Here is a 25070-nt window from a genome sequence, read left to right as displayed (position 1 = left end):
ATGGCAATGACAGAACACGAATGTGCATACTGCAATTACGATGAATATGACGTGATTGATAAAAATGATTTTGGTGTCATTTTGCCCGAGCTACACCCCTTAAGCAAAGGGCATACCGTGATTGTGCCTTTACGTCATGTCAGTTCTTTTTTTGAAATTACCGACAAAGAGCGTAAAAGCTTACAGTCGCTGTTAGAGCTGGCACGTAATGAATTGAAGATTCGTCATCAGCCTGAAGGTTTCCATGTTGCCTTTAATGATGGGCATGTCTTTGGTGAGCAGGCTTCAGAACATTTACACATTCACATTATTCCACGCTATAAAAATCAGCCTTTGAAATTGGACAGCCGTTGGGGCGTGGTCGCAGCGGATTAAGCTGATTTTAAGCCTATAAATAAAAGGTGCTTCGGCACCTTTTTTAATGCTTTAAGCAGATTTTGAAATCTGTCATTGGATAGTGATACACACCTTTAAAAATAAATCGGCACGACAAACAACGTCGTATCAAGGCAACTTGAGTTGCTATACTAGTGTCGTATTTTGCACTGCCCTTTTTATACTGAGACCTCATGTCGCCATTTTCTTTTTCAGATGCTCTGCTCACTTGGTTCGATCAACATGGTCGTCATGACCTGCCCTGGCAAGTGGCGGATGACCCTTACAAAGTGTGGGTCTCTGAAATTATGTTGCAGCAAACTCAAGTCAAAACCGTATTGCAATATTTTGATCGATTCATTGAACGCTTTCAAACAGTCGATGATTTAGGTCAAGCGGCATGGGATGATGTTGCACCCTATTGGGCGGGTTTGGGCTATTACGCCCGTGCTCGAAACTTACATAAGGCAGCAGGCATCGTCAGTCAAAAGGGACATTTCCCCAATAGCTTAGAAGAATGGGTTGAACTCCCGGGCATTGGTCCTTCCACAGGCGGTGCCTTAATGTCATTGGGTTTACGTCAGTATGGCGTGATTATGGATGGCAATGTAAAACGAGTGTTAGCCCGTTTCTTTGCCATAGAAGATGATCTATCGAAACCTGTGCATGAACGTGCCATGTGGCAACTGACCGAACAATTGTGCCCCACTGAACGCAACCATGATTATACCCAAGCGATTATGGACTTGGGTGCAACCGTGTGTACCCCAAAGAAACCGCTCTGTTTGTACTGTCCGATGCAGGCGCATTGCAAAGCACATCAACAAGGTTTAGAAACCGAGTTACCGTTTAAGAAGCCCAAAAAAGCCGTGCCGATTAAATCAGCTCAAGTGTTGTTACTCAAATCTGCAGACGGTCAGTGGCTGTGGCAACAACGTCCGCACTCAGGGCTTTGGGGTGGACTCTGGACATTGCCGATTATTGAAGCATCTGCTGAATTCGATCAAACCATTCAACAATTTAAATTGATTTCAAACAAACAATCTGTTCAGATCAGTCATAGCTTTACTCATTTTACTTGGCTATTAAATGCGTCTATTTTTGACGTCGATACAGATCAGATGGAATATCTGCAAAGCGAATTGGGCGGACAATGGCTCAGTCCTGAACAAGCGACCGCACAAGGCATTCCTACGGCCATGAAAAAATTGATCTCAGCCGTGAATCTATGACATATTCGAGGGCGAGATTTTTTAATTGATCTGCCCTCAATAAGGATGTGTCGTGACTGTATTTTTAAAATGGTGTTTCGTGAGTTGTTTCGTGGTTTTGCTTGCTGCGTGTACCACAGCACCAAAGAAGCCTTATAGCGTTGAACCGAATATCGCCAATCGTTTAAAAGCCATGAGCCTTCCCTCTCGCCTACCGATTCCGGTGGATAAGGTTAAAAGTAGTCAACTTCGCGATACCTGGGCTGCCTCAAGAAGCAGTGGACGTACCCATGAGGGGATTGATATTTTGGCACCCAAAGGTACAAAGGTTTATAGTACCACTGAGGGTTTGGTCGGCAGTTTAAAAGACAATAACTTGGGCGGAAAAGTCATTTGGATTTTAGGCCCAGGTGGTGCTTGGCATTACTATGCACATCTTGATGGGCATAAACGCGGCCTAAAAGAAGGTGATTATGTCAAAAAAGGTGAGCATATCGGCTATGTTGGCAACACTGGAAATGCACGTCATACTGCTCCACATCTACACTATGGTTTGTACCTGCAAGGTCGCGGTCGTGGTGCGGTAAATCCTTACCCATATTTACGTTAATTTTTTAAGTTTTAGGAACTGTTCATGTCAGAAGCTTTGATCAACCGTCTTGTTGAATTTGCCGAATCAGGTAATCAACAACGAATTACTTTCAACGGACAAACGCATCAAGGTTGGATCATGGAAATCAGTGAAGATGCCCTGATGATCAGCACCGGGTTTTCCGACAAATCAGGCCATGATGTTTGGGTGAAATTTGAAGAATTAGCACAAGCCGAACTGTCGTATTGGGACAATCAACAAGATCAATGGGTCAAGTTCTCACTCTGAGCATCAATGTAAATATTTACACATCTTCAGGAGCATCAACATGACGGTTCAACGCTGTGGCTGGTGCTCCAATGATCCACTCTATATCGCCTACCATGATCATGAGTGGGGCAAGCCCGTAAAAAACGAAGCACAACTGTTTGAAATGCTGTGTTTGGAAGGACAACAAGCGGGATTGTCTTGGATTACGGTGTTAAAAAAGCGTGAAGCCTATCGTGAGCTTTTTTTTCAATATTCCATTCAAGATATCGCGCAGTTCTCAGACGAGTACTTAGCTCAATGCTGTTTAAATGCTCGGATTATCCGTCATATCGGCAAGCTTAAAGCGATTCGCGACAATGCCATTGCTTGGCAAACTCTAAAAGCTCAAGGCATTGATCCTGTGCAATGGTTGTGGGATTTTGTCGGTGATCAGACCCTTGTTCATAACGTTGAAAATTATAAAACCGCCCCCGCTCAGACAGAACTCAGCCAACAGATTTCAAGCACACTAAAGAAACACGGTTTTAAATTTGTGGGTCCCACCATTGTCTATGCCTTTATGCAAGCAGTTGGGATGGTCAATGATCATGAAAATGATTGCCATGCGAAATAGATAGAAGAATCTAAAATCCTCAGGCTAAATTTGTTTTTTCGCCCAATCGGCTAAAAGTTGAATTGCCCTTTCGATCTCATCTGAAAGCTGATGCCCTGCATTAAGGCGAATACAATTGTTGTAACGTTGGTCTTCACCAAACACTAGACCGGGTACGATATTGATACTGTGTTGTTGTGCATAGCGGTACATCTTTAGACTATCGATCTGTTGAGGCAATTGAAGCCACAAAGCATACCCACCCTGAGGTTGATTAATGCGTATCTCAACCCCTGCAAAAGCTTGCATAATAAATTGACGATACTGTTCGACTTGTCGCATTAATTTAGGTTTAAGTTGATTGAGATGCTCGCGATAAGCTCGACTATAAATTAAATCTGCGAGTCCCAATTGAAGTGGGGTATTCACTGCCGAATTTTGCGTCAGAATTTTCGCTCTTAGATGCTTTAATCTTGAAGGTAAACAAAACCAACCGATACGATAAGATGGCGATAGCGATTTAGATACTGATCCACAATAAATCACATAGCCTTTCCGATCCCAATATTGAATCGGCAGTGGACGCTTCAAGCTATAAGCGCATTCTGCATAAATATCGTCTTCTATGACATAACATTGATACTGAGCAGCTAACTGTGCAATTTTTTCTTTGTCGGCATAACTGAGACAAAACCCTAAGGGGTTTTGAAAATTGGCTGTGAGTAAACAGACTTTAGCACCTGAATCACGCATGGCTTGTTCTAAGCGATCGATATCAAAACCATCTGCATGTGCAGGTATTTCTAATATTTTTCTTTTTAAGGTTGCCAATAATTGCAACTGACCATTGTAGTTAGGCGTTGGAATGATAATGCTGTCATCGACTTCTGTCAGATTTTGAATCACTGTTGATAAAGCAGGCATACAACCATTAGTAATATAAATCTCTTCTTTCGCAATGAAAATTCCATCTTCCGCCCAATGTGCAGATAAAGCTTCTCTTAGTTTTGAATGTCCTTGACGATCACTATATAAAAAATCTTCAGATTTACTATGTTTTAAAGCACGCTGAATGGAACGGCGTAAAGCATCAATAGGAATCAGATTCGGAGAAAGTTGAATAGATCCTAAATGAATCAAATCAGAACTGATCGATGCCTCATGGATCTCAATTTGTAACTCTAAATTGGATACCTGCTTTGCGATTGCATCAAAATCTAAATGCTGTGGCTGAGCAATACTATGTAGGGGTTGAGCTTGCGACTGTACGAAATAACCAGCTTTAGGCTTTACGTAGATCAGTCCTTGCGCTTCTAATAATTCATAGCAACTTTTTGCAGTATTTAGACTGACCTGATGCTGTTCAGCGAATTGTCTTAAAGAGCTGAGACGCTGACCGATCTTGAGTTCACTCCGATAAATCTTCTGAGCAATATGTTGAGCCAAAGATTGATATTGAAAGGTCATGATCTGTACTCATTTTTTAGTATTTTGTGTATCTGTATCTATAACCATAACAGATCTAATCTCCTAAGTCCGTAGCAAGACGATGTAGAACAAAAAAGGAGACCTTGATGAAATGCAACTTCAAATGCCAAGATGCTGTATTTTTACCAATAATATGTGTATTGAGCTTTGCTTTGGGCGCATGTGATTCAAAACCTCAAAATGCTTTGGCGCAACAACAACATTTTATTTGTAAGTCTCTGATTGAAGGATTTCTCAAAGCAGAACATTTAGGTCAATATGAATTAGAACAAATTCAGCCTATGATTAAAAATGTGGTCTCTACTCGAAATTACATCTATCGGGTATCTGCTGAAAATCAAATCAGATTCAACTCACCTCAACAGAAAAATTTACATTTTCAGTGCCAGCATTCAAAGGATCAAAACTATACTGTCCAATTGGTCAACCGAGAAAATAAAACGCGACACAACTTAATGTACTTACAGGTTCCACCCAAACAGGTCATACAACAGCTTTCAGCCTATGCGATGAAAAACTCAACATAGCAGTCTTAATAATCGCATGGCAAAGGTGCACTCGATCCCTGCTTAATCACCATGAGGGCGATATCCTAACAACAATACTTATGATAAATTTCCCATCGCTCATATGAATGATCATTGAGCGAGTTAATTTGTACAACTGACATAGACGAGCGCTAGCTTTAGTCTCATTTAAAATTATTGCTTATCAAATTGGCGTACTAGGCTCATCATGAAAATGAATCTTCCTCTGTTGGCACTTGCCATCGGTGCTTTTGCCATCGGTACCACCGAATTTTCACCCATGGGATTCCTCCCTCAAATTGCAGAAAGTTTAAATATCTCCATCCCAAGCGCAGGTATGCTGATTACCGCCTATGCGTTGGGGGTGATGTTCGGTGCACCGTTCATGACCTTGTGGTTTGGGCATTTTTCACGGCGTAAAGCCCTGATTATTTTGATGAGTATTTTTACCCTTGGTAATCTATTGGCAGCCATTGCGCCGAATTATTGGGGACTGATGGGTGCGCGAATCATTACCAGTTTAAATCATGGCGCATTCTTTGGAATTGGTTCAATTGTAGCAACCAGTGTGGTGCCTAAAGACAAACAAGCCAGTGCAGTGGCGATGATGTTTATGGGACTCACCATTGCCAATATTGGCGGTGTGCCTTTAGCGACGTGGATTGGTCAAACCATTGGCTGGCGTATGGCGTTTACACTCATTGCACTCTTGGGTCTGATCACCATGTTGGCACTATGGAAAGCCTTACCCAACCTCCAAGTCAATGAACGTCCGAATGTTCGAGCTGAGTTAAAGGTCTTAACGCGCTTGCCTGTCGTTTTGGCTCTAATGACCACGGTGATGAGTGCTGGGGCAATGTTTACGCTGTATACCTATATAGCGCCAAGCTTGCATAGCATCACTCATGCAACACCTACCACTATTACCCTGATGTTGGTACTGATCGGTATTGGATTCTCTTTGGGCAATCACTTCGGGGGGAAATTTGCTGATTTGTCTCTAAATAAAACCTTGATCGGCTTTTTAGCATTGCTGATGCTGATGATGCTGCTCTTCCCTGTTTTGGCTGAAACTACGCTCGGGGCTGCTTTGGCTCTGATTGTATGGGGTGCGGCTGCATTTGCCGTAGTTCCTCCCTTACAAATGCGGGTCATGTCGGTTGCCCATGATGCACCGGGACTGGCATCTTCGGTCAATATTGGCGCCTTTAACTTGGGCAATGCTTTGGGTGCTGCTGCAGGCGGTGTGGTCCTTAGTGCAGGTCTAAGTTATGCAGCCGTATCTTATATGGGCGCGCTATTAACCGGGTTGGGGCTGTTGTTAGTGTTCCTTCAGATGAGCTTAAAGCCCAAACTTCAGTCTGTGTAAATCAACTGGCTTTAAATGGGCTGTCTTTGCATATAGTGCTTTTGAATACGTTGTCTTTGAATAAGTTATCTTTGAATAAATCATCTTTAAATAAAACCCTGCCGATGTGCAGGGTTTTTTATCAGGTATTTTCATCACTCATCCACATAGGCATTATTTTAAAATCGCAGGCAGCTCCGGTAATTTTTTATTCGGTTTGGCCAATTCGATTTTCATTTTTTGCAGCATTTGATAGGGCTGTTGTTGTACAAATAAATTGGTCACACTCTGCGGAATCACCCCTTCAGGGTCAGCATAGCCGGTCGTGATGACTTTCACTTTATTGTCTGCTAAGGGTTGAAAGCTCCAATCCCCTTGGTATTTTTTTAATCGTACATAATTGGGTTGAATTGCTTTGCCCTGTTGTATGGCTTTGTTTTGAATACGAATGATGCCATTTGAATCTTTGGACATTTTGCCTTCTACAATTAAATCACGGTCCTTCAGCGGAAATGGAAAGTCCAACACCATATACATTTTAAAGCTACCACTGTTTAAATCCTGCGATAACACTTCTGCTGAAGCCACATTGGGAATCCAAGTTTTGGCCTGTTCCACATCTAACACGATTCCCACAGCACGCTCAATCGTGGTGTCCAATATGGTTTCGGCTTTATAAGACAAGATTGGATTGTCACCGTCCTGAATGGTCCAAACTTTGATGTTGTTTTTATTGAGGGTGAGTTTAGAGCTTTCTACCGCATGTGCAGTAGAGATTAAACTCAGACTGATACCACTGACTTTAAATAAAGTACTGAGCTTGTGCAGATCGTTTTTCATTATTGATTCAACTTTTTAATTCTAGCGCATCAAACCTGCGCTTTTTATGATTGTTGTTGTGGTTATGCTCATCAAGCGCCTAAGAGTTTAAGCGCCTGAAAAAACTTATTGTCTTGGTTTAAATTCTGCTTTACTCGGCTAGATTAAACTTGAATATCGTTAAAACCCAACACGTCTTTCATGTCGTATTTTTTTGGTGCTTTACCGACTACCCAAGCTGCAGCACGCACTGCACCAGAAGCGAAATTCATCCGGTTAGTCGCTTTATGGGTAATTTCCACACGTTCACCATCGGCAATAAACATGGCGGTATGTTCACCGACAATGTCACCACCACGAATGGTTTGGAAACCAATCGTTTTACGCTCACGAGGGCCGGTATGCCCTTCACGGCAATACACAGCATCTTGTTTTAAGTCACGACCCAAAGCACCGGCAATCGCTTCACCCATCATTAAAGCAGTCCCTGATGGTGCATCCACCTTATGACGATGATGCGCTTCGATGACCTCAATATCCACCGTATCACCAAATACTTTAGAGGCAAGCTCTAGAAGCTTGATCGATACGTTTACACCTACTGAGTAATTTGCAGCATACACCACTGGCGTTTCAGTGGCTGAATCATCTAAATAGGCTTTTTGTTCGTCATTCATGCCGGTCGTGCCAATCACAATCGCCACCCCTGCTTCACGGCAGAGTTTTAAATGATGCGCGGTTGCAGCAGGTGCAGTGAAGTCAATCACTACATCACAGTCTTTTAATACATCTTTTAAGTCACCGACAATCTTGATTCCAACAGCACCAATCCCAGCAAGTTCGCCTGCATCTGCACCAATCAAACTGCTTTCTGGACGTTCAACTGCGGCTGCAAGTTGATACCCCGCCTCTTGAACAGCTTGAATGAGGATGCGTCCCATACGACCGCCTGCACCTAATACACCAATGCGTGGAGCTGCTGACATAACATATTCCTAATGTTGCTTCAAAATTGTCCTTACTATAGCAAAACTCAAGCTATACGCTAGGTTTCACTCAAAAAAATCCGTAAATATTGCGGTTGGTTCTGATTGATTTTATCTAGTGCTTAAAATCATGCGATGAGATCTGATTAGCCAAAATCAGCGCCTCTTTCATCAAAAATGCGGATCAAAAAAACAAGATCAAACCTTAAAATATTGATGAAATTAAAAACAATCGTAATATCAAATTATTTTTATTATAATATTCGGTTTTTCAAATCATGTATTCTAACCTAACATGATCGTATTGAAATAATCATCGAATTCACAGGATTTCCCATGACCGATCAACTACGTAAAACCGCCACCATTCGCAGCATTCAAAAGCTGCAACTGCCAAACAGTTTAATTGTCGCTTTGGAGGATGCAGTCCAAGCCGAATCTGTGGCGCAAGCTGTAGAACAGCTGTTAGATTTAAATCAGCACTGGAATTAAATGAGTTCAATCGAGCTCATTTTTTAAATCTTATCTAGGATTTTAGCTTTCAAATCGTTTCAGTAGCACTTTTCGCAACGCCTCATTAAAAATTACCCCGTCATCTCTTTAGCCATTCTTAAATAAAAACACTTTGTGCAAGTTCTGCGACATTTTATGTTTATTTACAAATCTTTTTTAAAATTTTATGACGGCAGATACAATCGCTTGAAAGGCTGATCAGCACAATCATTGCGCTGAATTTGTTTCTATTTTTATGAGAATATGTTCTTATTATCTTTGCATTTTTAATCGAATAGATATGCAATCTTCACAGTTTCTCTGCATTTTTTAAGTACAGTGTTTGAATCCAAGCCACAACAGGTGAATGAGGTCGCAAGATGAAAAAGATTTTGACAGTTTTGACAATTTCTTTGAGTGCAATGTTCGTTTCAACATTCGCGCCAGCGGCACCTCATGGCTTCGATCGTGATGATCATGCTGCACAGCAACGTGGCCCAAAAGAGCGTGGCAATGGTTTTGATAAACGTGACCATCGCAATGCCGATGAGCGAGATTTTCAAGACCGTCGTAAAGTCCGTGAAGAACGCGGGGTTAAACGTTTGCAACAGCACAAATGGCAAACCGGTTATGTGATGCCACAGCATTATCGTGGTAACAGTTATAAAGCAGACTTTAAAGAAAATAATCTGCCAAAACCTTCACGTAATCAACAATGGTACAAGATTAACAATGATTACATCTTGGTCGATTCGCACAATAACAATATTGTTCGTATTCAACAAAACTAAGTCGGTTTAATCTGAACCCTATTTCATTTCCGCAGCCCCCTATTTTCAATCAAGCTCAAACCTAGTTTTGAGCTTTTTTTATTGCTGAAATTTGATCGAGTTGAACGCTCTAAAGCTGAGCGTTTTAAATGAAGATGATGCTGCTATGCATCTTTGATCTTAGTGTTGTTCACCTCTATTTATTCATTAACATATGTGACATTTCATCTATCTCCACAAAATCTTCATACTGTTCACAATTCAATGTGATCTCTTCACGGTTTATCTCACATGATCGAGTAATTTGAAATCATCGAAACACAGATCAAAAATACAGAGGTCAATACAATGAAAAAAATACTCAGCGCAATCGCCTTTTCTATGAGCGCAATCCTATCTGCAAGCGCAATCGCAGCCCCAAATGATCATCGTGACCATCGCTATGATTCACGTGATAAAACGCATTGGAATGATAAAGGTCGTGACAACCGCTACAACCGCGCTGTCAACCCAAGCCGTGATTGGCGTACTGGTCAAACCTTACCACGCCAATACAGCTCGCCACGTTATGAGGTCAGCAACAGCACCTTGAAACGTTTGCCAAAAGCCAACCGTAATCAACAGTGGTACAAAATCAATGGCGACTATGTGTTGGTGAATGAGCGCAATGACAAGATCGTTAAAATTATCAACTAAGTCCTTACTCGACTTAGCCATGCTGAGTTGATGATTAAAATCCCAAACCTTGTTTGGGATTTTTTTTGGCACATGGAAACGATCTATGCCTCAATTGCATAACACAGGTGTAGAACTGCATTTTTTTGTTTAGAATCAGATCTACATATAGGGTGAAATCGGTACAGCTATGCAACTAGATTCTGTAGAAACAACACAAAGCACAGCGCAACAGTATGTGCATTGGTTTCGAAACTCTGCGCCCTATATCAATGCCCATCGCAACAAAACCTTTGTGCTGATGTTTGGTGGTGAAGCGCTACTGAGTGATAATTTTCAGCACATTATTCATGACATTGCACTATTGCATTCGCTTGGTATTCGACTGATCTTGGTACATGGTGCACGTCCACAAATCAGTGACAATCTCAAAGAAAAAAACATTGTCAGTCCCTTCCATCATGGTCGCCGCATCACCACCCGTGAATCCCTCAATGCTGTGATGAGTGCAGTCGGCGCGATTCGCTTGCAAATTGAAGCCTTGCTTTCCATGGGACTTGCCAACTCGCCGATGTACGGCGCTCGCATCGATGTGGTTTCAGGTAACTTTGTTACAGCGAAACCCTATGGCATTCGAGATGGGATCAATTACCAACTCTCAGGTGAAGTGCGTTCGGTCGATAGCGAAGCGATTTTAAAACAATTAGACAATCACAATATTGTGTTGCTCGGTCCTTCGGGCTATTCCACCACAGGTGAAGTGTATAACCTGTTGGCAGAAGAAGTGGCGACCAAAACCGCAATCCATTTAAAGGCCGATAAGTTAGTTTTCTTGGGCAGTCAGCAAGGCTTACTTGATGAATTTGGCAAGTTGCTTCGTGAAATCACGCCGCATCAACTCGATCTGCACATTGCCAAATATAAAGACTCTAACTATGAGATTGCGCTGCATTTAGAAAAAGCCAAAGAAGCCTCATTACAAGGGGTGCATCGGGTGCATTTGCTGTCTTATGCGCATGATGGTGCCTTGCTTGAAGAATTGTTCACGCGCGATGGTCACGGCACCATGGTCACCGATGCCCATTATGAAGAAGTCCGTACCGCCAATATTCAGGATGTCGGTGGTCTGATCAATCTATTGCGTCCATTAGAGCAAGAAGGGATCTTGGTTTATCGTTCACGCGAACGTCTAGAAAGTGAAATCGAACAATTTGCCGTGATTGAGCGTGATGGCATGATCTTGGCCTGTGCCGCACTGTATCCGATTCCGGTCACATCCAATGAACTGAAATCTGCTGAAATTGCTTGTGTGGCGGTACATCCAAGCTATCGTAAATCTAATCGTGGTAGTCAAATCTTGCATTATTTAGAAGAAAAAGCCAAAGAGCTGGGCATTCAGCAATTGTTTATATTGACCACACGCACGGCGCATTGGTTTTTAGAACAAGGCTTTGAAAATGCCAGTGTCGATGATCTGCCTCAGGCACGCCAAGCGTTATATAATTTTCAACGTAATTCAATCGTGTGTAAAAAACCACTCTAAATACATTGATGCATTTCCTTTGAAAAGCCACCTGATTCGGTGGCTTTTCTTATCTCGGTATAGCTATTTTTTTTATAAGCTTATCTTCGAAAATCACAACAGCATATTGCATGAAATTTTAAAAAATTTTCACCCTTTAAACCCCCACATAAAATCTAAATATTTATTAATTAAATCAAATATTTAAAAAATTAAATTCAAAATTAAATACAATTTTCTTATGCTGAAAAATGCATAAGTTTTGCACTTTTTTATTTATCTTTTTTCTTCATTAGGAATTCCTGATTTCTTATTTTTTAAGAATAAGAAAAGGATTTAAGGTAACGCTCTACTGTGGGTTTCTTGCAATCCGTTTCCATCCATCTTTTCAATTAGAGGAGTATGACATCGCATGACGAGCATCAACGCAAAGTCTTTGACCAAAACATTGGCCGTATCTTCAGTGGTTGCAACGCTCATGCTGATTTCAGGATGCGGAAAGAAAGAAACCGAAACCGTGACCTTAAACATTGGCTTTCAAAAGTACGGTGTTCTACCGATTGTCAAAGAGCGTGGTGTACTGGAAACCGCATTAAAACAGCAAGGCGTGAATATTCGTTGGGTTGAATTTCCGGCAGGCCCACAACTCCTTGAAGGTCTCAATGTTGGCAGTGTGGTGTTTGGTGAAGCTGGTGAAGCACCGCCTATTTTTGCGCAAGCGGCCAATTCAAATTTAGTCTACATCGCCAATCAACCGGCTGCGCCAAAAGCTGAAGCATTGATTGTTCAAAAAGATTCAGACATTCAAAGCATTCAAGACCTAAAAGGCAAACGCGTGGCTTTGAATAAAGGGTCAAATGTTCACTATCTGTTATTAAAAATGCTTGAGAAAAATAATCTTCAGCTCAGTAACATTGAAGTGGTGTACTTACCGCCATCGGATGCTCGTGCTGCCTTTGAACGGGGTTCAGTCGATGCCTGGGTGATTTGGGATCCGTTCTTCGCTGCGGCGGAACAACAAATTGGTGCACGTATCATTGCCACAGGAGAGAACTTGGTCAGCAACCATCAGTTCTATTTGGCAGATCGTAAATTTGCTGAACAGCATCCTAAAGTGTTGAACGCGGTAGTGAAACAACTGAATGACACCACGCAATGGGTCTCTACGCATCAAGATGAAGCGAGCAAACTGTTAGAGAAACCGACGGGCTTGTCCTTCGATGTACTGAAATCTTCGATTTCACGTATGGGCTTTGGTGTGACCCCGATTTCAGCGCAAGTGGCCAAAGAACAACAATTTGTCGCAGATGCGTTTTATCAAGAAAAACTAATTCCCAACAAAATCAATATCCAAGCCGCCATTTTGGCAGCGAGCAAATAACAATCAAGCAAACAATAACTGATTAAAGAATAGACTGCTTTTGAGCATCATCCAGAGGATACAAGCATGACCCCACAACACAGCACCAATCAAACCCTAACCTGGTTTAACACTTCAGCACATAGCCTGAATGCCATGTTGATTGCCTGTGTGATGATGGGTTCAACAGCGGCTTGGGCAGTCGATCCAACCGTTAAAGAACTGCGGATTGGCTATCAAAAATCATCGGTCAATGTGGTGATTGCGAAACAACAAAAGCTGTTCGAAAAAGAATTTCCCAATGCCAAAATTTCATGGAACGAGTTTCCCGGTGGTCCACAAATTTTAGAAGCATTGGCTGTCGGTTCAGTAGATATCGGGACTACAGGAGATACGCCTCCTGTGTATGCGCAAGCGGGCAACAAGCCCCTGACCTATATTGCTTATGAAACAGCGAAGCCATTGGCATCTGCAATTTTAGTCCCTGCCAACTCAAGCATTACCCAGCTTAAGCAACTCAAAGGTAAACGTATTGCGGTGCATCGTGGTTCAAGTTCACATTACTTACTTGTGCAAGCGGTAAAAAAAGCCGGCTTGCAATGGACCGACATTCAACCGATTTGGCTCAGCCCTGCGGATGCACGTGCTGCATTCCAAAAAGGTGCGGTCGATGCCTGGGCGATTTGGGACCCCTACTACGGCGCTGCGCAAGTTGAAGACAAAGCCAAAGTCTTAACCACAGGTCAAGGCTTAAGCCCGAATTACACTTTCTATTTGGCATCAGGCAAATTCATTCAACAAAGCCCGCAAGTAGTCAAAGGCTTTATCAAGCAAATTAATGTGGCTGACAAATGGGTACAAAGCCATAAAACGGAAACAGCACAAATTTTTGCGCAAACCACTGGGGTTAAACCCAATGTCAGCCAATTATTTATCAACCGTCGCCCATCACCTTCGGGTGCTGCCCCACTCACTGCAAAAGTCATTGCTGATCAGCAACAGCTGGCAGATCGTTTTGCCGAGTTAAAAATCATCCCAAAACCAATCCAAATTAAACACGCCGTTTGGGCATCAAAGTAATATTTCGAAGGACGAAGTTATGAAAATTTTCTGGTTTATTCCTACACACGGTGACAGTCGTTATTTAGGTACCAGCAAAGGCGCGCGCCAAGTCGACCACGCTTATATGAAACAGATTGCCGTTGCGGTCGACAATTTGGGTTATGAAGGTGTATTGATTCCAACAGGTCGTTCTTGTGAAGACCCATGGATCACAGCAGCAAGCCTAATTGATGCCACCAAAAACTTAAAATTCCTTGTGGCATTACGCCCAGGGGTAACCACGCCTGCATTGGCAGCACGTATGGCAGCGACTTTTGACCGTTTATCGGGTGGTCGTGTACTGCTGAACTTGGTTACAGGTGGTGATGAACAAGAGTTAAAAGGTGATGGTGTCTATGAAGACCACGCAACGCGTTATAAAACAGCCACTGAATACACCAAAATTTGGCGTGAAATTTTAACCCGTTCGCATACTGGTGAAAGCTTCAGCTTTAATGGTGAGCGTCTACAGGTTGAACATGCAAAACTATTGTATCCACCAATTCAAAAACCTTATCCACCGCTTTGGTTCGGTGGTTCATCTGATGATGCGGTTGAACTGGCAGTTGATCAAGTCGATACCTATTTGACTTGGGGTGAGCCACCTGCAGCGGTCAAAGAAAAACTTGAAAATGTGCGTGTCAAAGCAGCTGCCAAAGGTCGCACCCTGAACTATGGTATTCGTCTGCATGTCATTGTACGTGAAACCAATGAAGAGGCATGGCAAGCGGCTGAAGAGCTGATTCAGTATGTGGATGATGCCACCATTGCAGCTGCACAAGCCAAATTCAAAACTATGGACTCGATTGGTCAACGTCGTATGGCCGAACTTCACAATGGCGACCGTACCAAACTCGAAGTTTCGCCAAACCTGTGGGCGGGTGTCGGTCTTGTTCGTGGTGGTGCAGGTACAGCGCTAGTGGGCGACCCACAAACCGTGGCAGATCGCATTCAAGAATATGCGGATCTCGGTATTGATACTTTCATCTTCTCAGGCTATCCACACCTCGAAGAATCAATTCGTTTTGCTGAATTGGTGTTCCCACTTCTACCCTTAGAAACACGTGAAAAATTGGCACAACCGAATTTAACGGGTCCATTTGGTGAAATCGTAGCGAATAACTACGTGGCAGATGAGGCGAAGAAAGAGGTTAAATCTCAGGAGCCAGCATGACTACTCAAACAGCTCAAACGGAAAGTTTAGTTGCTCGTGGGTCTAAACAATTGGGGCAGCGCTTGCTGCCTTGGTTGGTGCCGATTTTCCTGATTGCCATCTGGCAACTGTTATCTGTCTCAGGGGTATTAGAAACTCGTGTACTCCCTGCGCCTACCGCTGTAGTGGTGGCTTTTTGGGATTTACTAATGAGTGGCGAACTGTGGAAACATGTCAAAGTCAGTGCAGGTCGTGCGCTGATCGGCTTATTGATTGGCGGTGGTTTAGGGCTTTTTTTAGGTCTACTCAACGGTTCATCCAAGATCGCATCGACTTTACTCGATACCACCTTGCAAATGATCCGTAATATTCCGGCGCTTGCGCTGATTCCATTGGTGATTTTGTGGTTCGGCATTGATGAAACATCAAAACTGTTTCTGGTCGCGATTGGGGTGTTTTTCCCGATTTATATCAATACCTATCACGGGATTCGCTCGGTCGATCCACAATTGATTGAAATGGGCAAAAGCTATGGTTTAACCCGTTGGCAGTTATATAAAGAGATTATTTTGCCGGGTGCATTGCCTTCAATCTTGGTCGGTTTACGTTTTGCCTTAGGTTTGGTGTGGGTGTTACTGATTGTGGCGGAAACCATTTCTGCTCAAGCCGGCATCGGTTATATGACCATGAATGCACGTGAATTTTTACAGACCGATGTGGTGCTGGTAGGGATTCTGCTGTATGCCCTACTCGGTAAATTGGCCGATGTGCTTGCGATATCACTGGAAAAGTATTTGCTGCGCTGGCATCCGGGTTATCAAAAATAGGAGATGATCATGACAGATCTTAGTATTCAACAATATGCCCATGATCTTGCTCCTGAAGCTTCAACAGAACAAGAAAAACAAAAAATTGGTGCAGAAATTCATATTGAGCAACTGCACAAATTTTACGGCAAAGTTAAAGTATTAGAAGACCTCGACTTACATATTGAACCAGGTGAATTTGTCGCGATTGTTGGTCGCAGTGGCTGTGGGAAAAGTACCCTCCTGCGTTTAATTGCAGATCTTGAACAGCCAAGCTACGGTGAAATCAAATTTAAATCGGCACTGAATTTCCGTGAAGGCATTACTTCCGATGACATTCGGGTGATGTTCCAAGACCCACGTTTATTGCCATGGAAAAGTATCTTAAAAAATGTGCAATTGGGGCTGAACAAAGACCAACATCACAAAGCCGAACAATTGCTGGGCAAAGTTGGTTTGAATGAAAAAGCCGAACTCTGGCCGGCGCAATTGTCTGGTGGTCAACGCCAACGCGCTGCCTTAGCACGTGCTTTATCCCATACGCCACGTATTTTATTACTTGATGAACCTTTGGGTGCTTTAGATGCACTTACTCGTTTAGACATGCAGGCCTTAATTGAGCGTTTATGGTTAGAGCAAGGCTTTACCACTATGTTGGTGACCCATGATGTCAGTGAAGCGGTACAATTGGCCGATCGCATTATTCTGCTCGATAAAGGTCATATTGCCCATCAATTTAAAGTAGAATTACCCCGTCCACGCCAAAAGGGAGTGGAATTTGCTGAATTGGAACAGCGTGTTTTAAATGCTGTACTTTCAACCTAAGCTTAAGCAACAGCTGCATTTATACATTTAAAGTTTAAAATGAAGTTGTTGCTTTTAATCTAATGCTTCACCTGAACACTGCCTTTTGGCATCAAAAAGTCATTGAATATATCTATATCAATCATCGTTTTTTACATTTTTTTTACCAAAATATTTTTTTTACCGAAATTGGTTAAAATTTAGTATTTGTTTATCAAAAACATTATTTTTTTATTTTCTTATTAATTAAATTACTATTCTTCACAATAAATACTCATATAAATTTGCAAATGGTTATTTTGCATGTCCACATCGCATGCATTTTGCCGTACAATTTCACCATCTTTTTTTACGACTAATTGATGAGATGGAACAGAAAAAAAGTACGCAAAAACGTCAGCAACTGCTTGCTGCTGCTCTCGATGTTTTTTCTGTGTATGGATTCAGTGGTGCAAGCCTAGATGAAATTGCGCAACTGGCTGAAATGCATAAATCCAATATTTTCTATTACTATGAAAATAAGGAAGCGCTCTACGTTGAAGTATTAACGACAGTGATGCAGAAATGGTTGGCGCCTTTGCAAGTTTTAGAAGCAGAACTCGAGCCTGCACAAGCCATCACACAATATTTGATGCAGAAAATTGAAGTGTCTCGCACGCAACCGAAAGCATCTAAACTGTTTGCTTTGGAAATCATTCAAGGTGCACCGCACATTTTGCCGATCTTGAAAGGTCCTTTACGTAAGCTGTTCAAACGTAAATCGAAAGTGATTGCAAATTGGCAGGAACAAGGCAAGATTTCAGACAAAATTGATGCTGAAGTATTGATTCTTAACTTGTGGGGCATTACCCAAAATTATGCCGATTTCAGTACTCAAATCGAAATGGTCACCGGTAAAACCTTACGTAACCGCAGCATGTATGAGCGTACCATCGAACACACGGTTCACATGATGCTGTACGGTATTTTGCCACGTAAATAATCCAATTTTTTATAACGGTTTGTTCGCAAATCTTTATTTTTGGCCTACGACCCTAGAATTCTAGGGTCGCCGACATTTGAATCCCACCAAAAATATTTACATGCTTTTATATAACGATAATAATTTCTGAGCGCCCAATAATAGATTTTGTTCCCACTCCAGATGTGCTGTGTCATTTGCGCCGTCAGTGATGTACTTGACCGAAATGCACCGCACAGCTAATTTTTTACACACTTTGGCAATCGCATAACCTTCCATATCGACCAAATTGCAGGGCACTTTAGGCTGTCCTGTTTCAAAACTGTCCCCTGTGCCACAAATGCCTTGAGCTAAATCTGGAAAATATGGCTCAAGCTGAATCTCAGCCGGATGATCATGATCCAGCGGAGTCACGCCGATTTCAAAACCCAAGGGTGATACATCCATATCCCGTTGTACAAATTGAATGACTTCCACCAAAGCATGCGCATCAAAATGTGAACTGCCTGCACTGCCTAAGTTCAGTAAGGTCTTACAGCCGGTTTTTTGAATCACCTCAAAGGCTTTAAATGCCGCATTGATTTTGCCTATGCCACTGTAATGCACCTCAATGCCAGCGGCTTCAAACAGTCCTTTGGATTCATTTGGCAGTGCCATGATTAACGCGATGTTTGTCATTTTCTTCCCTCAAAAATCATCAAAATTGAAAATAAAGCCCATCTTTACACACATTAAAAAGCGCACACTATCTGTTTAGAATTTTGTGCGCGCTGATAACGATTGAATTAAGAATTATTTGTTTTCCAAATAGGTTTTTAAGCAGGGTGAGAAAAACAAACTACCTTGATAAAAGCCTTGCGTGGTCTTGAGTGCCACCATGACCCAAAGCAGCACCAATATGCTAGCAAAGCCGAAACTAACATTGGCAAGTCGGGGTAAGGCAAGCTGCTCCGCCAAGTTGAGTATTGCCAAACTAAACACACCTATTGGGAACGTGAGTCCCCACCAGCCCAAATTAAACGGCAAATCTTTTAGGTGTTTTAGGGTGGTTAGTAGTGCTATGCCCATCCACCATAGCCCAAAACCCAATAGAATCAGACTGGCAAAAATCCCGCTATAGTGTAAGAACTCACCCAAGGCTTGCATCTCCACCAATGCCAAGAGCTCTGGTGCTTGTGCGCCCAAGACCAACAATGCCAAAGCACCTGTTCCAATCGGCCCCAATGCCAACCAACTACTGATCGCAAGTTCTTTGGCAGGCAACTGGTGTAAAGCCAAACGCAACATTAAAATGGTCAAAATCGCAAAGGCTGGTAAGACTGATACTCCCCAAAGCGCATAGCTTCCAAGCAAAATAGCCAACGCATGGGTTGAAGGCTGAAGCTGTGCAAGCAGTAAGCCCCCTGAACTTGCTGCGACTTCACACGCGACAATGGGCAGTAACCAGACCGCCGACATCGTGTTTAATGCATGGTTTTGTTGGCTATACATGCTAAATGGCACCGCCCATGCAATGGTTAAGGCAAGTAAGACATCGATGTACCAAAGATGCTCGGCGATCTGCACCGCAATCTCGCCATATAGCACTCCCCCAAATTTCAAAAAGCCGTTTAAAACAGTGGCTAAGCCCATGGGAATGGCGCCTAAAAATAGACTCATCATGGGATGTTTGAAAATCTGTCTTGCCTCTACAGGAAAATATAACCAACGCAAACCGTATAACAGACTAAATAGGCTGAATAAGACCATATTCAATTGCCAAACTAAGGCGCCCAATGACCACATCAAGGATGAAGCAAACGGCAGTTCAGGTAGAATTAAAGCGACCACACCGGTGCCCATGGTCACGGTGAACCAATTCGGGGTAAACTGGCGAACAATATCCTGCACCTGATTTAAGTGTTGGAACGGTTTTAGCATGACCGAATACTCATATTGTGCTGCGACAGTTCATTGTAAAAGTATTCTATAATAAGAAAAATTGATTAATATTTATTTTTAATATCAATTAAAATGATTAATAAATCATCAAGTTTGAAATTTTCTTGAGTAAAAACACAACAACAAGACGAAAGCGTGAGAATATGGCAATATATAGCCCAAATTCATTTTAGTCACAAAATCGCCCATGAAGCTGCTCCGTCTGAATGCTTTAGCGCCAAATTCTCAATTGCCCGAAACTGCCGTTACGATTGGCAATTTTGATGGTGTGCATTTGGGGCATCAGGCGATGGTGCAACAACTCAAAGACATCGCCCAAGCACAACAACTTAAAACAGCGGTAATGATCTTTGAACCACAACCGCTTGAATACTTTAAAGGTTATGAAGCCCCACCGCGGATTTCTTCGCTACGTGAAAAAGTCGAATATTTGACTGAATTGGGTGTGGATTACATTGTCATTGCTAAATTTGACAATGCCTTTCGTAACCTCAGTGCGGAAGAATTTGCCGACATACTCAAATATAAACTCAATACAAAAAGCTTAGTCTTGGGCGAAGACCATCATTTTGGTAAAAACCGCCAAGGCAACAGTGCTTTCTTACGCAATTATGGCTTCCATGTGACGGACCTTGAAAATGTCGAAGTCAATGGAGAACGGGTCAGTTCAACCTTGATTCGTGAAACCTTACAAGCTGGAGATTTAGCTCGTGCGGCTGAATTATTAGGGCGTCCGTATAGCATCACCGGTCGTGTGCAATACGGCGACCAAATTGGACGTACCATTAATTTTCCGACCATCAATGTGCGTTTAAACCGACTGCGTCCATGTTTACATGGCATTTATGGTGTTGACGTGAGCTGTGAAAGTACGTCATTGAAAGACAAGGTGAAAGCTGAAAGTCCAGATCAAACTGGAATCGCAGGTTATGCACCAACAGCATTGTTTGGTGCTGGACATGTGGGTACTCGTCCAGCTATTCAGCAAGATCATCCTGAATGGCGATTAGAAGTACATTTTCCCGATGTTTCTGCTAATCTGTATGGCTTGTTAATGCGGGTGACATTCTTGAACTATGTGCATGGTGAAAAGAATTACCCTTCGCTTGAAGCATTAAAAGCGGGAATTGATGATGATGTGTTGAAGCTGCTTGAGTTTCGCCAAAACACCCCCAAATTTCCCTTTTAAAACCCCCGAATTTTAATGTAAAACGCGTCAGCTTTAGACTGATAATATTGGAAGAAAACTTGCATGAGCGATAAGCAAACTCCTGAAAATGCAGTGGATTATAAAGCCACGCTAAACCTCCCAGGTACTGAATTTGCAATGAAAGCAAATTTGGCAGTACGTGAAGCGAAATGGTTAGAAGAGTGGTATGCCGATGACATTTATCAGCAGATTCGTGCGTCGCGTATTGGCAAGAAAAAATATGTGCTGCATGACGGCCCTCCGTATGCCAATGGTCAAATCCATTTAGGTCATGCAGTCAATAAAGTCTTAAAAGACATCATCATTAAAAGCCGTGTCATGGATGGCTTTGATGCACCCTATGTTCCAGGTTGGGACTGCCACGGTCTTCCGATCGAACTCAAAGTTGAAGAAAAAGTTGGTAAAGTGGGCGTCAAAGTTGATGCTTCAACTTTCCGTAAAGCTTGCCGTGAATATGCATACACTCAAGTCGAACTTCAAAAGAAAGACTTTGTGCGTATGGGTGTGTTCGGGGATTGGGACAATCCTTACCTGACCATGAATTTCAAACAAGAAGCCGGCATTGTGCGTGCTTTGGGTGAAATTGCCAAAGCCGGTCATATCGAGCCAGGTCTAAAACCAGTGAACTGGTGTTTGGACTGTGGTTCTTCACTGGCTGAAGCTGAAGTTGAATATGAAGATAAAAAATCAGATGCGATTGACGTTGGTTTTACTGTTGTTGATCTAAAAGATTTATCTGCACGTTTAGGCGTTGAAGTTAAAGATCGCACAGATATCGTGATCTGGACCACCACGCCGTGGACGATGCCTGCCAACCAAGCAGTTGCACTACATGCAGATATCGAATACCAATTGGTGAAAGCGACTGGCGAAGACAAAGCAGCACAAAACTTCATTCTAGCAAAATCATTGGTGGAGTCAGCGACTCAACGTTATGGCTTTAGTAACGTAGAAGTGATTGCAGAATTTGCAGGTGCGAAACTTGAGAAATTACTGCTGCAACATCCACTGATCGCCGAGCGCCAAGTGCCTGTGATCTTGGGTGAGCATGTGACGGATGCAAGCGGTACAGGTGCGGTACATACAGCACCGGGCCATGGTGTAGACGACTATAAAGTGGGCTTACAGTACAACTTGAAAGTTGAAAACCCAGTCGGTGGTAATGGTGTGTATTTACCAACGTCACCAATCTTCCCGGGCGAACACATCTACAAGGCCAATCCAAAAATTATTGCGGCGTTAACCGAAGCAGATAAGCTTTGGGCGCATGTGGTGATTAAGCATAGCTACCCACATTGCTGGCGTCATAAAACCCCTATTATCTTCCGTGCAACCCCTCAGTGGTTCATCAGCATGGATGCCAAAGGTTTACGTTCAAAAGCATTGAATGCGATTGAAAATGACATCAGCTTCGTACCAGATTGGGGTAAAAACCGGATTGAGGCGATGATCGAAGGTCGTCCAGACTGGTGTATCTCACGTCAACGTACTTGGGGCGTGCCAATTCCATTCTTTGTGCATAAAGACACCAACGAGTTGCACCCACGTACGCCTGAACTGATCGAAGAAGTGGCCAAACTGATTGAGCAAGAAGGGATTGATGGTTGGTATAACCGTGAAGCTCGCGAGTTCATCGGTGATGATGCTGAACAATATAATGCAGTGCGTGACACCTTAGACGTTTGGTTCGACTCAGGGACAACACACTTTGCCGTGCTACGTGACCGTGAAGATTTAACTGACCCTGCTGATTTGTACCTTGAGGGTTCAGATCAACACCGTGGTTGGTTCCAATCATCATTATTAACGTCTATCGCAATCAATGAACGTGCACCGTACAAAGGTTTGTTAACACATGGTTTTGTGGTCGATGAAAAAGGCCGTAAGATGTCGAAGTCGATCGGTAACGTGATCACGCCACAAGACATTATTAAAGACATGGGTGCAGATGGCTTACGTTTCTGGATCGCTTCTGCGGATTACCGTTATGAAATGACCGCAGGTAAAGAAATCTTTAGCCGTGCATCAGATGGTTACCGTCGTATCCGTAATACCCTGCGTTTCTTGCTTGCCAACTTGAATGGTTTCAAACCATCAACGGATGCATTGCCTGTCGATCAATTGATCGCACTTGATCAATACATCTTACAACGTGCTGCGGAAGTACAGAAAACGATTCAACAAGCCTATGAAGATATGAATTTCCATATCGTGACCAATGCCTTGACCAACTTCTGTATCAATGACTTAGGTGGTTTCTACTTAGACATCATCAAAGACCGTCAGTACACCACCAAAGCGGATTCTCAAGCACGTCGTTCTGCACAAACAGCGTTGTACCATTTGGTACAAGCCTTTGTACGTTGGATGTCACCAATCTTGAGCTTCACAGCACAAGAAGCTTGGCCATTGATTCCTGAACAATCAGAGAAATATGTGTTCACTGCTGAATGGTATGACATTCCTGTATCGTCTACAGCGAATATTTTGTCTGAAGCTGAATGGCAAACTTTGATTGCGGTGAAATCTGCAGTGAATAAATTCATTGAAGCAGCACGTACAGCAAAAACTGTCGGCTCTAACTTGTCTGCCAAAGTTGAACTATGGGCGAATGATGAGCTGAAAGCGGTGCTTGATAAATTAAGTGATGAACTTCGTTTCGTCCTCATCACCTCTCAAGTGATTGTGAATAGCTTTGATGCGGCACAAGGTGAGGCGTCTGATCTGGAAGGTCTAAACGTGAAAGTGTCGGCGGCTGATGGTGAGAAATGTGTACGTTGCTGGCACGTTCTTCCTGATGTAAATACACATCACGAACACCCAGGTCTTTGTTCTCGTTGTATTATTAACCTTCCTACAGGTCAAGGCGAAGAGAGAAAATATGCCTAATCCACACGATAAAAAGGGCTTATTCCAATTCTACCCACACAATTTGGTGTGGGTGGGTTTAGCCATTGTTGCCATTATTTTGGATCAATGGACCAAATGGATTGCATCGACACATCTGACTTATGCAGATCCTGTGCCTGTGCTGCCCTTTTTAAATTGGACATTGCTACATAACTACGGCGCTGCCTTTAGTTTCTTGTCCGATGCCGGTGGATGGCAACGTTATTTCTTTACTTCATTGGCAGGATTGGTGTCATTGATTTTTGTGTTTTGGCTGATGCGTATGCCGAAAACCGTGAAAGTACTTCCGATTGCTATTGCCTTGATTTTGGGCGGTGCAGTGGGCAATTTAATCGACCGCGTGAGCCTCGGTTATGTGGTCGATTTTATTCACGTGTATTATCAAAACAATCATTTCCCTGCCTTTAATATTGCAGACAGTGCCATTACGCTTGGGACTATTCTGCTTTTAGTCGATACGTTTTTCCTAGAAAAACATCGCGTTCAACGTGCGGAAGCGCAACATGACTGATTTTATTAATCCAAACGAAGAAACCCGTATTGAAGCGGGTTCACAAGTTTTACTGCATTTCTCTGTTGCCATTGAAGATGGTGTTGAGATTGACAACACCCGTAGCCGTGAAGAGCCAGTAAGCTTGGTCATGGGTGACGGTAGCTTATTGCCAGGTTTTGAAAAATCGCTTTTTGGTTTACGTGCAGGTGACCGCCGTACTGTCAGCCTTCCTCCTGAGGATGCTTTCGGCCCATGGAACCCTGAAAATGTCCAAAAATTCGATACGGTAAAATTTGACCCAGCCCCTGTGGTGGGTCATATGATCGAGTTTGAAGACAAAGCCAAACAGAGCCTATACGGTGTGGTAAAAACTGTCGGTGAGGACATCACTGAAGTGGACTTTAACCATCCTTTGGCGGGTAAAAACATTACCTTTGAAGTGGAAATCTTCAAAGTAACCCCTGCAGGTCAACAAGGGGTTAAATTGATGTAAGGGCTTGCTCACATTGATTTAAAAAGCGTCTTCGGGCGCTTTTTTTATTGGCTTGAACAAAGCTTTAAGGCTTAGCATGACAACGCATGTTACAAAAATAAAAACTACAAATTGATCATATTCAAAGATTAAGCGGCAACTTATGCTATCAAGCACTGATCAAAATTTAAT

At 42.7% G+C, this 25070-nt stretch carries 26 protein-coding genes; 21 read left to right on the top strand and 5 right to left on the bottom strand.

Features of this window, described 5'->3' with window-relative positions; all coding sequences use genetic code 11:
- The first annotated feature begins 6 nt into the window (after window positions 1-6).
- The 5 genes from G8D99_RS00350 to G8D99_RS00330 all read left to right on the top strand — a co-directional run bounded on the left by G8D99_RS00350 (window position 7) and on the right by G8D99_RS00330 (window position 3061).
- Window positions 7-375 (top strand): HIT family protein, encoded by a 369-nt coding sequence (locus G8D99_RS00350; RefSeq protein ID WP_166321562.1) that lies wholly within the window; start codon window positions 7-9, stop codon window positions 373-375.
- 194 nt (window positions 376-569) lie between these two features.
- On the top strand, window positions 570-1607 hold the full coding sequence (gene mutY / locus G8D99_RS00345) for an A/G-specific adenine glycosylase (protein ID WP_166321560.1): 1038 nt from the start codon (window positions 570-572) through the stop codon (window positions 1605-1607).
- A gap of 52 nt (window positions 1608-1659) precedes the next feature.
- The gene (locus G8D99_RS00340; RefSeq protein WP_166321558.1) at window positions 1660-2196 is read left to right on the top strand and encodes a M23 family metallopeptidase; all 537 of its coding nucleotides are present in this window, start codon (window positions 1660-1662) and stop codon (window positions 2194-2196) included.
- A 24-nt stretch (window positions 2197-2220) separates the two neighbouring features.
- A complete protein-coding gene (locus tag G8D99_RS00335; protein WP_166321556.1) occupies window positions 2221-2466 on the top strand; it encodes a hypothetical protein in 246 nt (81 codons plus the stop codon).
- A gap of 40 nt (window positions 2467-2506) precedes the next feature.
- A complete protein-coding gene (locus tag G8D99_RS00330; RefSeq protein WP_166321554.1) occupies window positions 2507-3061 on the top strand; it encodes a DNA-3-methyladenine glycosylase I in 555 nt (184 codons plus the stop codon).
- 24 nt (window positions 3062-3085) lie between these two features.
- On the opposite strand, the gene G8D99_RS00325 is transcribed toward G8D99_RS00330, so the two are convergent.
- Entirely contained in the window at window positions 3086-4507 is a 1422-nt protein-coding gene (locus G8D99_RS00325; RefSeq protein WP_166321552.1) for an aminotransferase-like domain-containing protein, read from the bottom strand.
- Between the two features lie 107 nt (window positions 4508-4614).
- On the opposite strand from G8D99_RS00325, the gene G8D99_RS00320 reads away from it, so the two are divergent.
- Together G8D99_RS00320 and G8D99_RS00315 are read left to right on the top strand one after the other, a co-directional pair.
- Window positions 4615-5055: a hypothetical protein gene (locus G8D99_RS00320; RefSeq protein ID WP_166321550.1), complete on the top strand. Its 441-nt coding sequence runs from the start codon at window positions 4615-4617 to the stop codon at window positions 5053-5055.
- Between the two features lie 208 nt (window positions 5056-5263).
- Window positions 5264-6424, top strand: a complete 1161-nt coding sequence (locus G8D99_RS00315; RefSeq protein ID WP_166321548.1) for an MFS transporter — start codon at window positions 5264-5266, stop codon at window positions 6422-6424.
- Between the two features lie 153 nt (window positions 6425-6577).
- Here the strand turns inward: G8D99_RS00315 and G8D99_RS00310 are convergent, their stop codons facing one another.
- Together G8D99_RS00310 and dapB are read right to left on the bottom strand one after the other, a co-directional pair.
- On the bottom strand, window positions 6578-7243 hold the full coding sequence (locus G8D99_RS00310; protein WP_166321546.1) for an START domain-containing protein: 666 nt from the start codon (window positions 7241-7243) through the stop codon (window positions 6578-6580).
- 143 nt (window positions 7244-7386) lie between these two features.
- Window positions 7387-8208 (bottom strand): 4-hydroxy-tetrahydrodipicolinate reductase, encoded by an 822-nt coding sequence (dapB, locus tag G8D99_RS00305; protein WP_166321544.1) that lies wholly within the window; start codon window positions 8206-8208, stop codon window positions 7387-7389.
- Between the two features lie 336 nt (window positions 8209-8544).
- Between dapB and G8D99_RS00300 the strand changes: the two genes are divergently transcribed.
- The 10 genes from G8D99_RS00300 (at window position 8545) to G8D99_RS00255 (ending at window position 17873) form a co-directional block, all read left to right on the top strand.
- Window positions 8545-8700: a hypothetical protein gene (locus G8D99_RS00300; protein ID WP_166321542.1), complete on the top strand. Its 156-nt coding sequence runs from the start codon at window positions 8545-8547 to the stop codon at window positions 8698-8700.
- A gap of 380 nt (window positions 8701-9080) precedes the next feature.
- Complete coding sequence (locus tag G8D99_RS00295; RefSeq protein ID WP_166321540.1) at window positions 9081-9491, top strand: RcnB family protein; 411 nt, start codon at window positions 9081-9083, stop codon at window positions 9489-9491.
- Between the two features lie 327 nt (window positions 9492-9818).
- On the top strand, window positions 9819-10166 hold the full coding sequence (locus G8D99_RS00290) for an RcnB family protein (RefSeq protein WP_166321538.1): 348 nt from the start codon (window positions 9819-9821) through the stop codon (window positions 10164-10166).
- 169 nt (window positions 10167-10335) lie between these two features.
- Window positions 10336-11688, top strand: a complete 1353-nt coding sequence (gene argA, locus G8D99_RS00285; RefSeq protein WP_166321536.1) for an amino-acid N-acetyltransferase — start codon at window positions 10336-10338, stop codon at window positions 11686-11688.
- A 391-nt stretch (window positions 11689-12079) separates the two neighbouring features.
- Window positions 12080-13048 (top strand): sulfonate ABC transporter substrate-binding protein, encoded by a 969-nt coding sequence (locus G8D99_RS00280; protein WP_166321534.1) that lies wholly within the window; start codon window positions 12080-12082, stop codon window positions 13046-13048.
- A 135-nt stretch (window positions 13049-13183) separates the two neighbouring features.
- Window positions 13184-14107, top strand: coding sequence for a sulfonate ABC transporter substrate-binding protein (locus G8D99_RS00275; RefSeq protein WP_227554381.1), 924 nt, complete (start codon window positions 13184-13186; stop codon window positions 14105-14107).
- 19 nt (window positions 14108-14126) lie between these two features.
- Window positions 14127-15302: an FMNH2-dependent alkanesulfonate monooxygenase gene (gene ssuD / locus G8D99_RS00270; protein WP_166321508.1), complete on the top strand. Its 1176-nt coding sequence runs from the start codon at window positions 14127-14129 to the stop codon at window positions 15300-15302.
- Window positions 15299-16108, top strand: coding sequence for an aliphatic sulfonate ABC transporter permease SsuC (gene ssuC, locus G8D99_RS00265; RefSeq protein WP_166321506.1), 810 nt, complete (start codon window positions 15299-15301; stop codon window positions 16106-16108). Before ssuD ends, ssuC begins: the two co-directional genes overlap by 4 nt.
- A 9-nt stretch (window positions 16109-16117) precedes the next feature.
- Window positions 16118-16912: an ABC transporter ATP-binding protein gene (locus G8D99_RS00260; protein WP_166321504.1), complete on the top strand. Its 795-nt coding sequence runs from the start codon at window positions 16118-16120 to the stop codon at window positions 16910-16912.
- 337 nt (window positions 16913-17249) lie between these two features.
- Window positions 17250-17873 (top strand): TetR/AcrR family transcriptional regulator, encoded by a 624-nt coding sequence (locus G8D99_RS00255; protein ID WP_166327416.1) that lies wholly within the window; start codon window positions 17250-17252, stop codon window positions 17871-17873.
- Window positions 17874-17969: 96 nt separating this feature from the next.
- Here the strand turns inward: G8D99_RS00255 and G8D99_RS00250 are convergent, their stop codons facing one another.
- Both G8D99_RS00250 and G8D99_RS00245 read right to left on the bottom strand, forming a co-directional pair.
- The gene (locus G8D99_RS00250; protein ID WP_166321502.1) at window positions 17970-18530 is read right to left on the bottom strand and encodes a 5'-methylthioadenosine/S-adenosylhomocysteine nucleosidase family protein; all 561 of its coding nucleotides are present in this window, start codon (window positions 18528-18530) and stop codon (window positions 17970-17972) included.
- Between the two features lie 114 nt (window positions 18531-18644).
- Window positions 18645-19772 (bottom strand): TDT family transporter, encoded by a 1128-nt coding sequence (locus G8D99_RS00245; RefSeq protein ID WP_166321500.1) that lies wholly within the window; start codon window positions 19770-19772, stop codon window positions 18645-18647.
- Between the two features lie 208 nt (window positions 19773-19980).
- Here G8D99_RS00245 and ribF point away from each other — a divergent pair, with 208 nt between their 5' ends.
- The 4 genes from ribF (at window position 19981) to G8D99_RS00225 (ending at window position 24899) form a co-directional block, all read left to right on the top strand.
- Window positions 19981-20982 carry a riboflavin biosynthesis protein RibF gene (gene ribF / locus G8D99_RS00240; protein WP_166321498.1) on the top strand — a complete coding sequence of 334 codons (1002 nt, stop codon included), beginning with the start codon at window positions 19981-19983 and terminating at the stop codon, window positions 20980-20982.
- A gap of 63 nt (window positions 20983-21045) precedes the next feature.
- Window positions 21046-23892, top strand: coding sequence for an isoleucine--tRNA ligase (ileS, locus tag G8D99_RS00235; protein ID WP_166321496.1), 2847 nt, complete (start codon window positions 21046-21048; stop codon window positions 23890-23892).
- On the top strand, window positions 23885-24424 hold the full coding sequence (gene lspA / locus G8D99_RS00230; RefSeq protein WP_166321494.1) for a signal peptidase II: 540 nt from the start codon (window positions 23885-23887) through the stop codon (window positions 24422-24424). The genes ileS and lspA overlap by 8 nt, the downstream gene beginning before the upstream one ends.
- Window positions 24417-24899: an FKBP-type peptidyl-prolyl cis-trans isomerase gene (locus tag G8D99_RS00225; protein ID WP_166321493.1), complete on the top strand. Its 483-nt coding sequence runs from the start codon at window positions 24417-24419 to the stop codon at window positions 24897-24899. The genes lspA and G8D99_RS00225 overlap by 8 nt, the downstream gene beginning before the upstream one ends.
- Window positions 24900-25070 lie beyond the last annotated feature (171 nt).

The sequence above is a fragment of the Acinetobacter lanii genome, from assembly GCF_011578285.1.
GTDB classification, from domain to species: domain Bacteria; phylum Pseudomonadota; class Gammaproteobacteria; order Pseudomonadales; family Moraxellaceae; genus Acinetobacter; species Acinetobacter lanii.
The sequence above is the reverse complement of the archived record's forward strand: the minus strand, read 5'-3'. Positions and strand labels throughout refer to the sequence as shown.

What these genes read in the sequence shown, in the direction of transcription:
- G8D99_RS00350 (WP_166321562.1), top strand. Translation starts at nt 7, where the DNA reads ATGACAGAACACGAATGTGCATACTGCAATTACGATGAATATGACGTG.
- mutY (WP_166321560.1), top strand. Translation starts at nt 570, where the DNA reads ATGTCGCCATTTTCTTTTTCAGATGCTCTGCTCACTTGGTTCGATCAA.
- G8D99_RS00335 (WP_166321556.1), top strand. Translation starts at nt 2,221, where the DNA reads ATGTCAGAAGCTTTGATCAACCGTCTTGTTGAATTTGCCGAATCAGGT.
- G8D99_RS00330 (WP_166321554.1), top strand. Translation starts at nt 2,507, where the DNA reads ATGACGGTTCAACGCTGTGGCTGGTGCTCCAATGATCCACTCTATATC.
- G8D99_RS00325 (WP_166321552.1), bottom strand. Translation starts at nt 4,507, where the DNA reads ATGACCTTTCAATATCAATCTTTGGCTCAACATATTGCTCAGAAGATT.
- G8D99_RS00320 (WP_166321550.1), top strand. Translation starts at nt 4,615, where the DNA reads ATGAAATGCAACTTCAAATGCCAAGATGCTGTATTTTTACCAATAATA.
- G8D99_RS00315 (WP_166321548.1), top strand. Translation starts at nt 5,264, where the DNA reads ATGAAAATGAATCTTCCTCTGTTGGCACTTGCCATCGGTGCTTTTGCC.
- G8D99_RS00310 (WP_166321546.1), bottom strand. Translation starts at nt 7,243, where the DNA reads ATGAAAAACGATCTGCACAAGCTCAGTACTTTATTTAAAGTCAGTGGT.
- dapB (WP_166321544.1), bottom strand. Translation starts at nt 8,208, where the DNA reads ATGTCAGCAGCTCCACGCATTGGTGTATTAGGTGCAGGCGGTCGTATG.
- G8D99_RS00300 (WP_166321542.1), top strand. Translation starts at nt 8,545, where the DNA reads ATGACCGATCAACTACGTAAAACCGCCACCATTCGCAGCATTCAAAAG.
- G8D99_RS00295 (WP_166321540.1), top strand. Translation starts at nt 9,081, where the DNA reads ATGAAAAAGATTTTGACAGTTTTGACAATTTCTTTGAGTGCAATGTTC.
- G8D99_RS00290 (WP_166321538.1), top strand. Translation starts at nt 9,819, where the DNA reads ATGAAAAAAATACTCAGCGCAATCGCCTTTTCTATGAGCGCAATCCTA.
- argA (WP_166321536.1), top strand. Translation starts at nt 10,336, where the DNA reads ATGCAACTAGATTCTGTAGAAACAACACAAAGCACAGCGCAACAGTAT.
- G8D99_RS00280 (WP_166321534.1), top strand. Translation starts at nt 12,080, where the DNA reads ATGACGAGCATCAACGCAAAGTCTTTGACCAAAACATTGGCCGTATCT.
- G8D99_RS00275 (WP_227554381.1), top strand. Translation starts at nt 13,184, where the DNA reads ATGTTGATTGCCTGTGTGATGATGGGTTCAACAGCGGCTTGGGCAGTC.
- ssuD (WP_166321508.1), top strand. Translation starts at nt 14,127, where the DNA reads ATGAAAATTTTCTGGTTTATTCCTACACACGGTGACAGTCGTTATTTA.
- ssuC (WP_166321506.1), top strand. Translation starts at nt 15,299, where the DNA reads ATGACTACTCAAACAGCTCAAACGGAAAGTTTAGTTGCTCGTGGGTCT.
- G8D99_RS00260 (WP_166321504.1), top strand. Translation starts at nt 16,118, where the DNA reads ATGACAGATCTTAGTATTCAACAATATGCCCATGATCTTGCTCCTGAA.
- G8D99_RS00250 (WP_166321502.1), bottom strand. Translation starts at nt 18,530, where the DNA reads ATGACAAACATCGCGTTAATCATGGCACTGCCAAATGAATCCAAAGGA.
- G8D99_RS00245 (WP_166321500.1), bottom strand. Translation starts at nt 19,772, where the DNA reads ATGCTAAAACCGTTCCAACACTTAAATCAGGTGCAGGATATTGTTCGC.
- ribF (WP_166321498.1), top strand. Translation starts at nt 19,981, where the DNA reads ATGAAGCTGCTCCGTCTGAATGCTTTAGCGCCAAATTCTCAATTGCCC.
- ileS (WP_166321496.1), top strand. Translation starts at nt 21,046, where the DNA reads ATGAGCGATAAGCAAACTCCTGAAAATGCAGTGGATTATAAAGCCACG.
- lspA (WP_166321494.1), top strand. Translation starts at nt 23,885, where the DNA reads ATGCCTAATCCACACGATAAAAAGGGCTTATTCCAATTCTACCCACAC.
- G8D99_RS00225 (WP_166321493.1), top strand. Translation starts at nt 24,417, where the DNA reads ATGACTGATTTTATTAATCCAAACGAAGAAACCCGTATTGAAGCGGGT.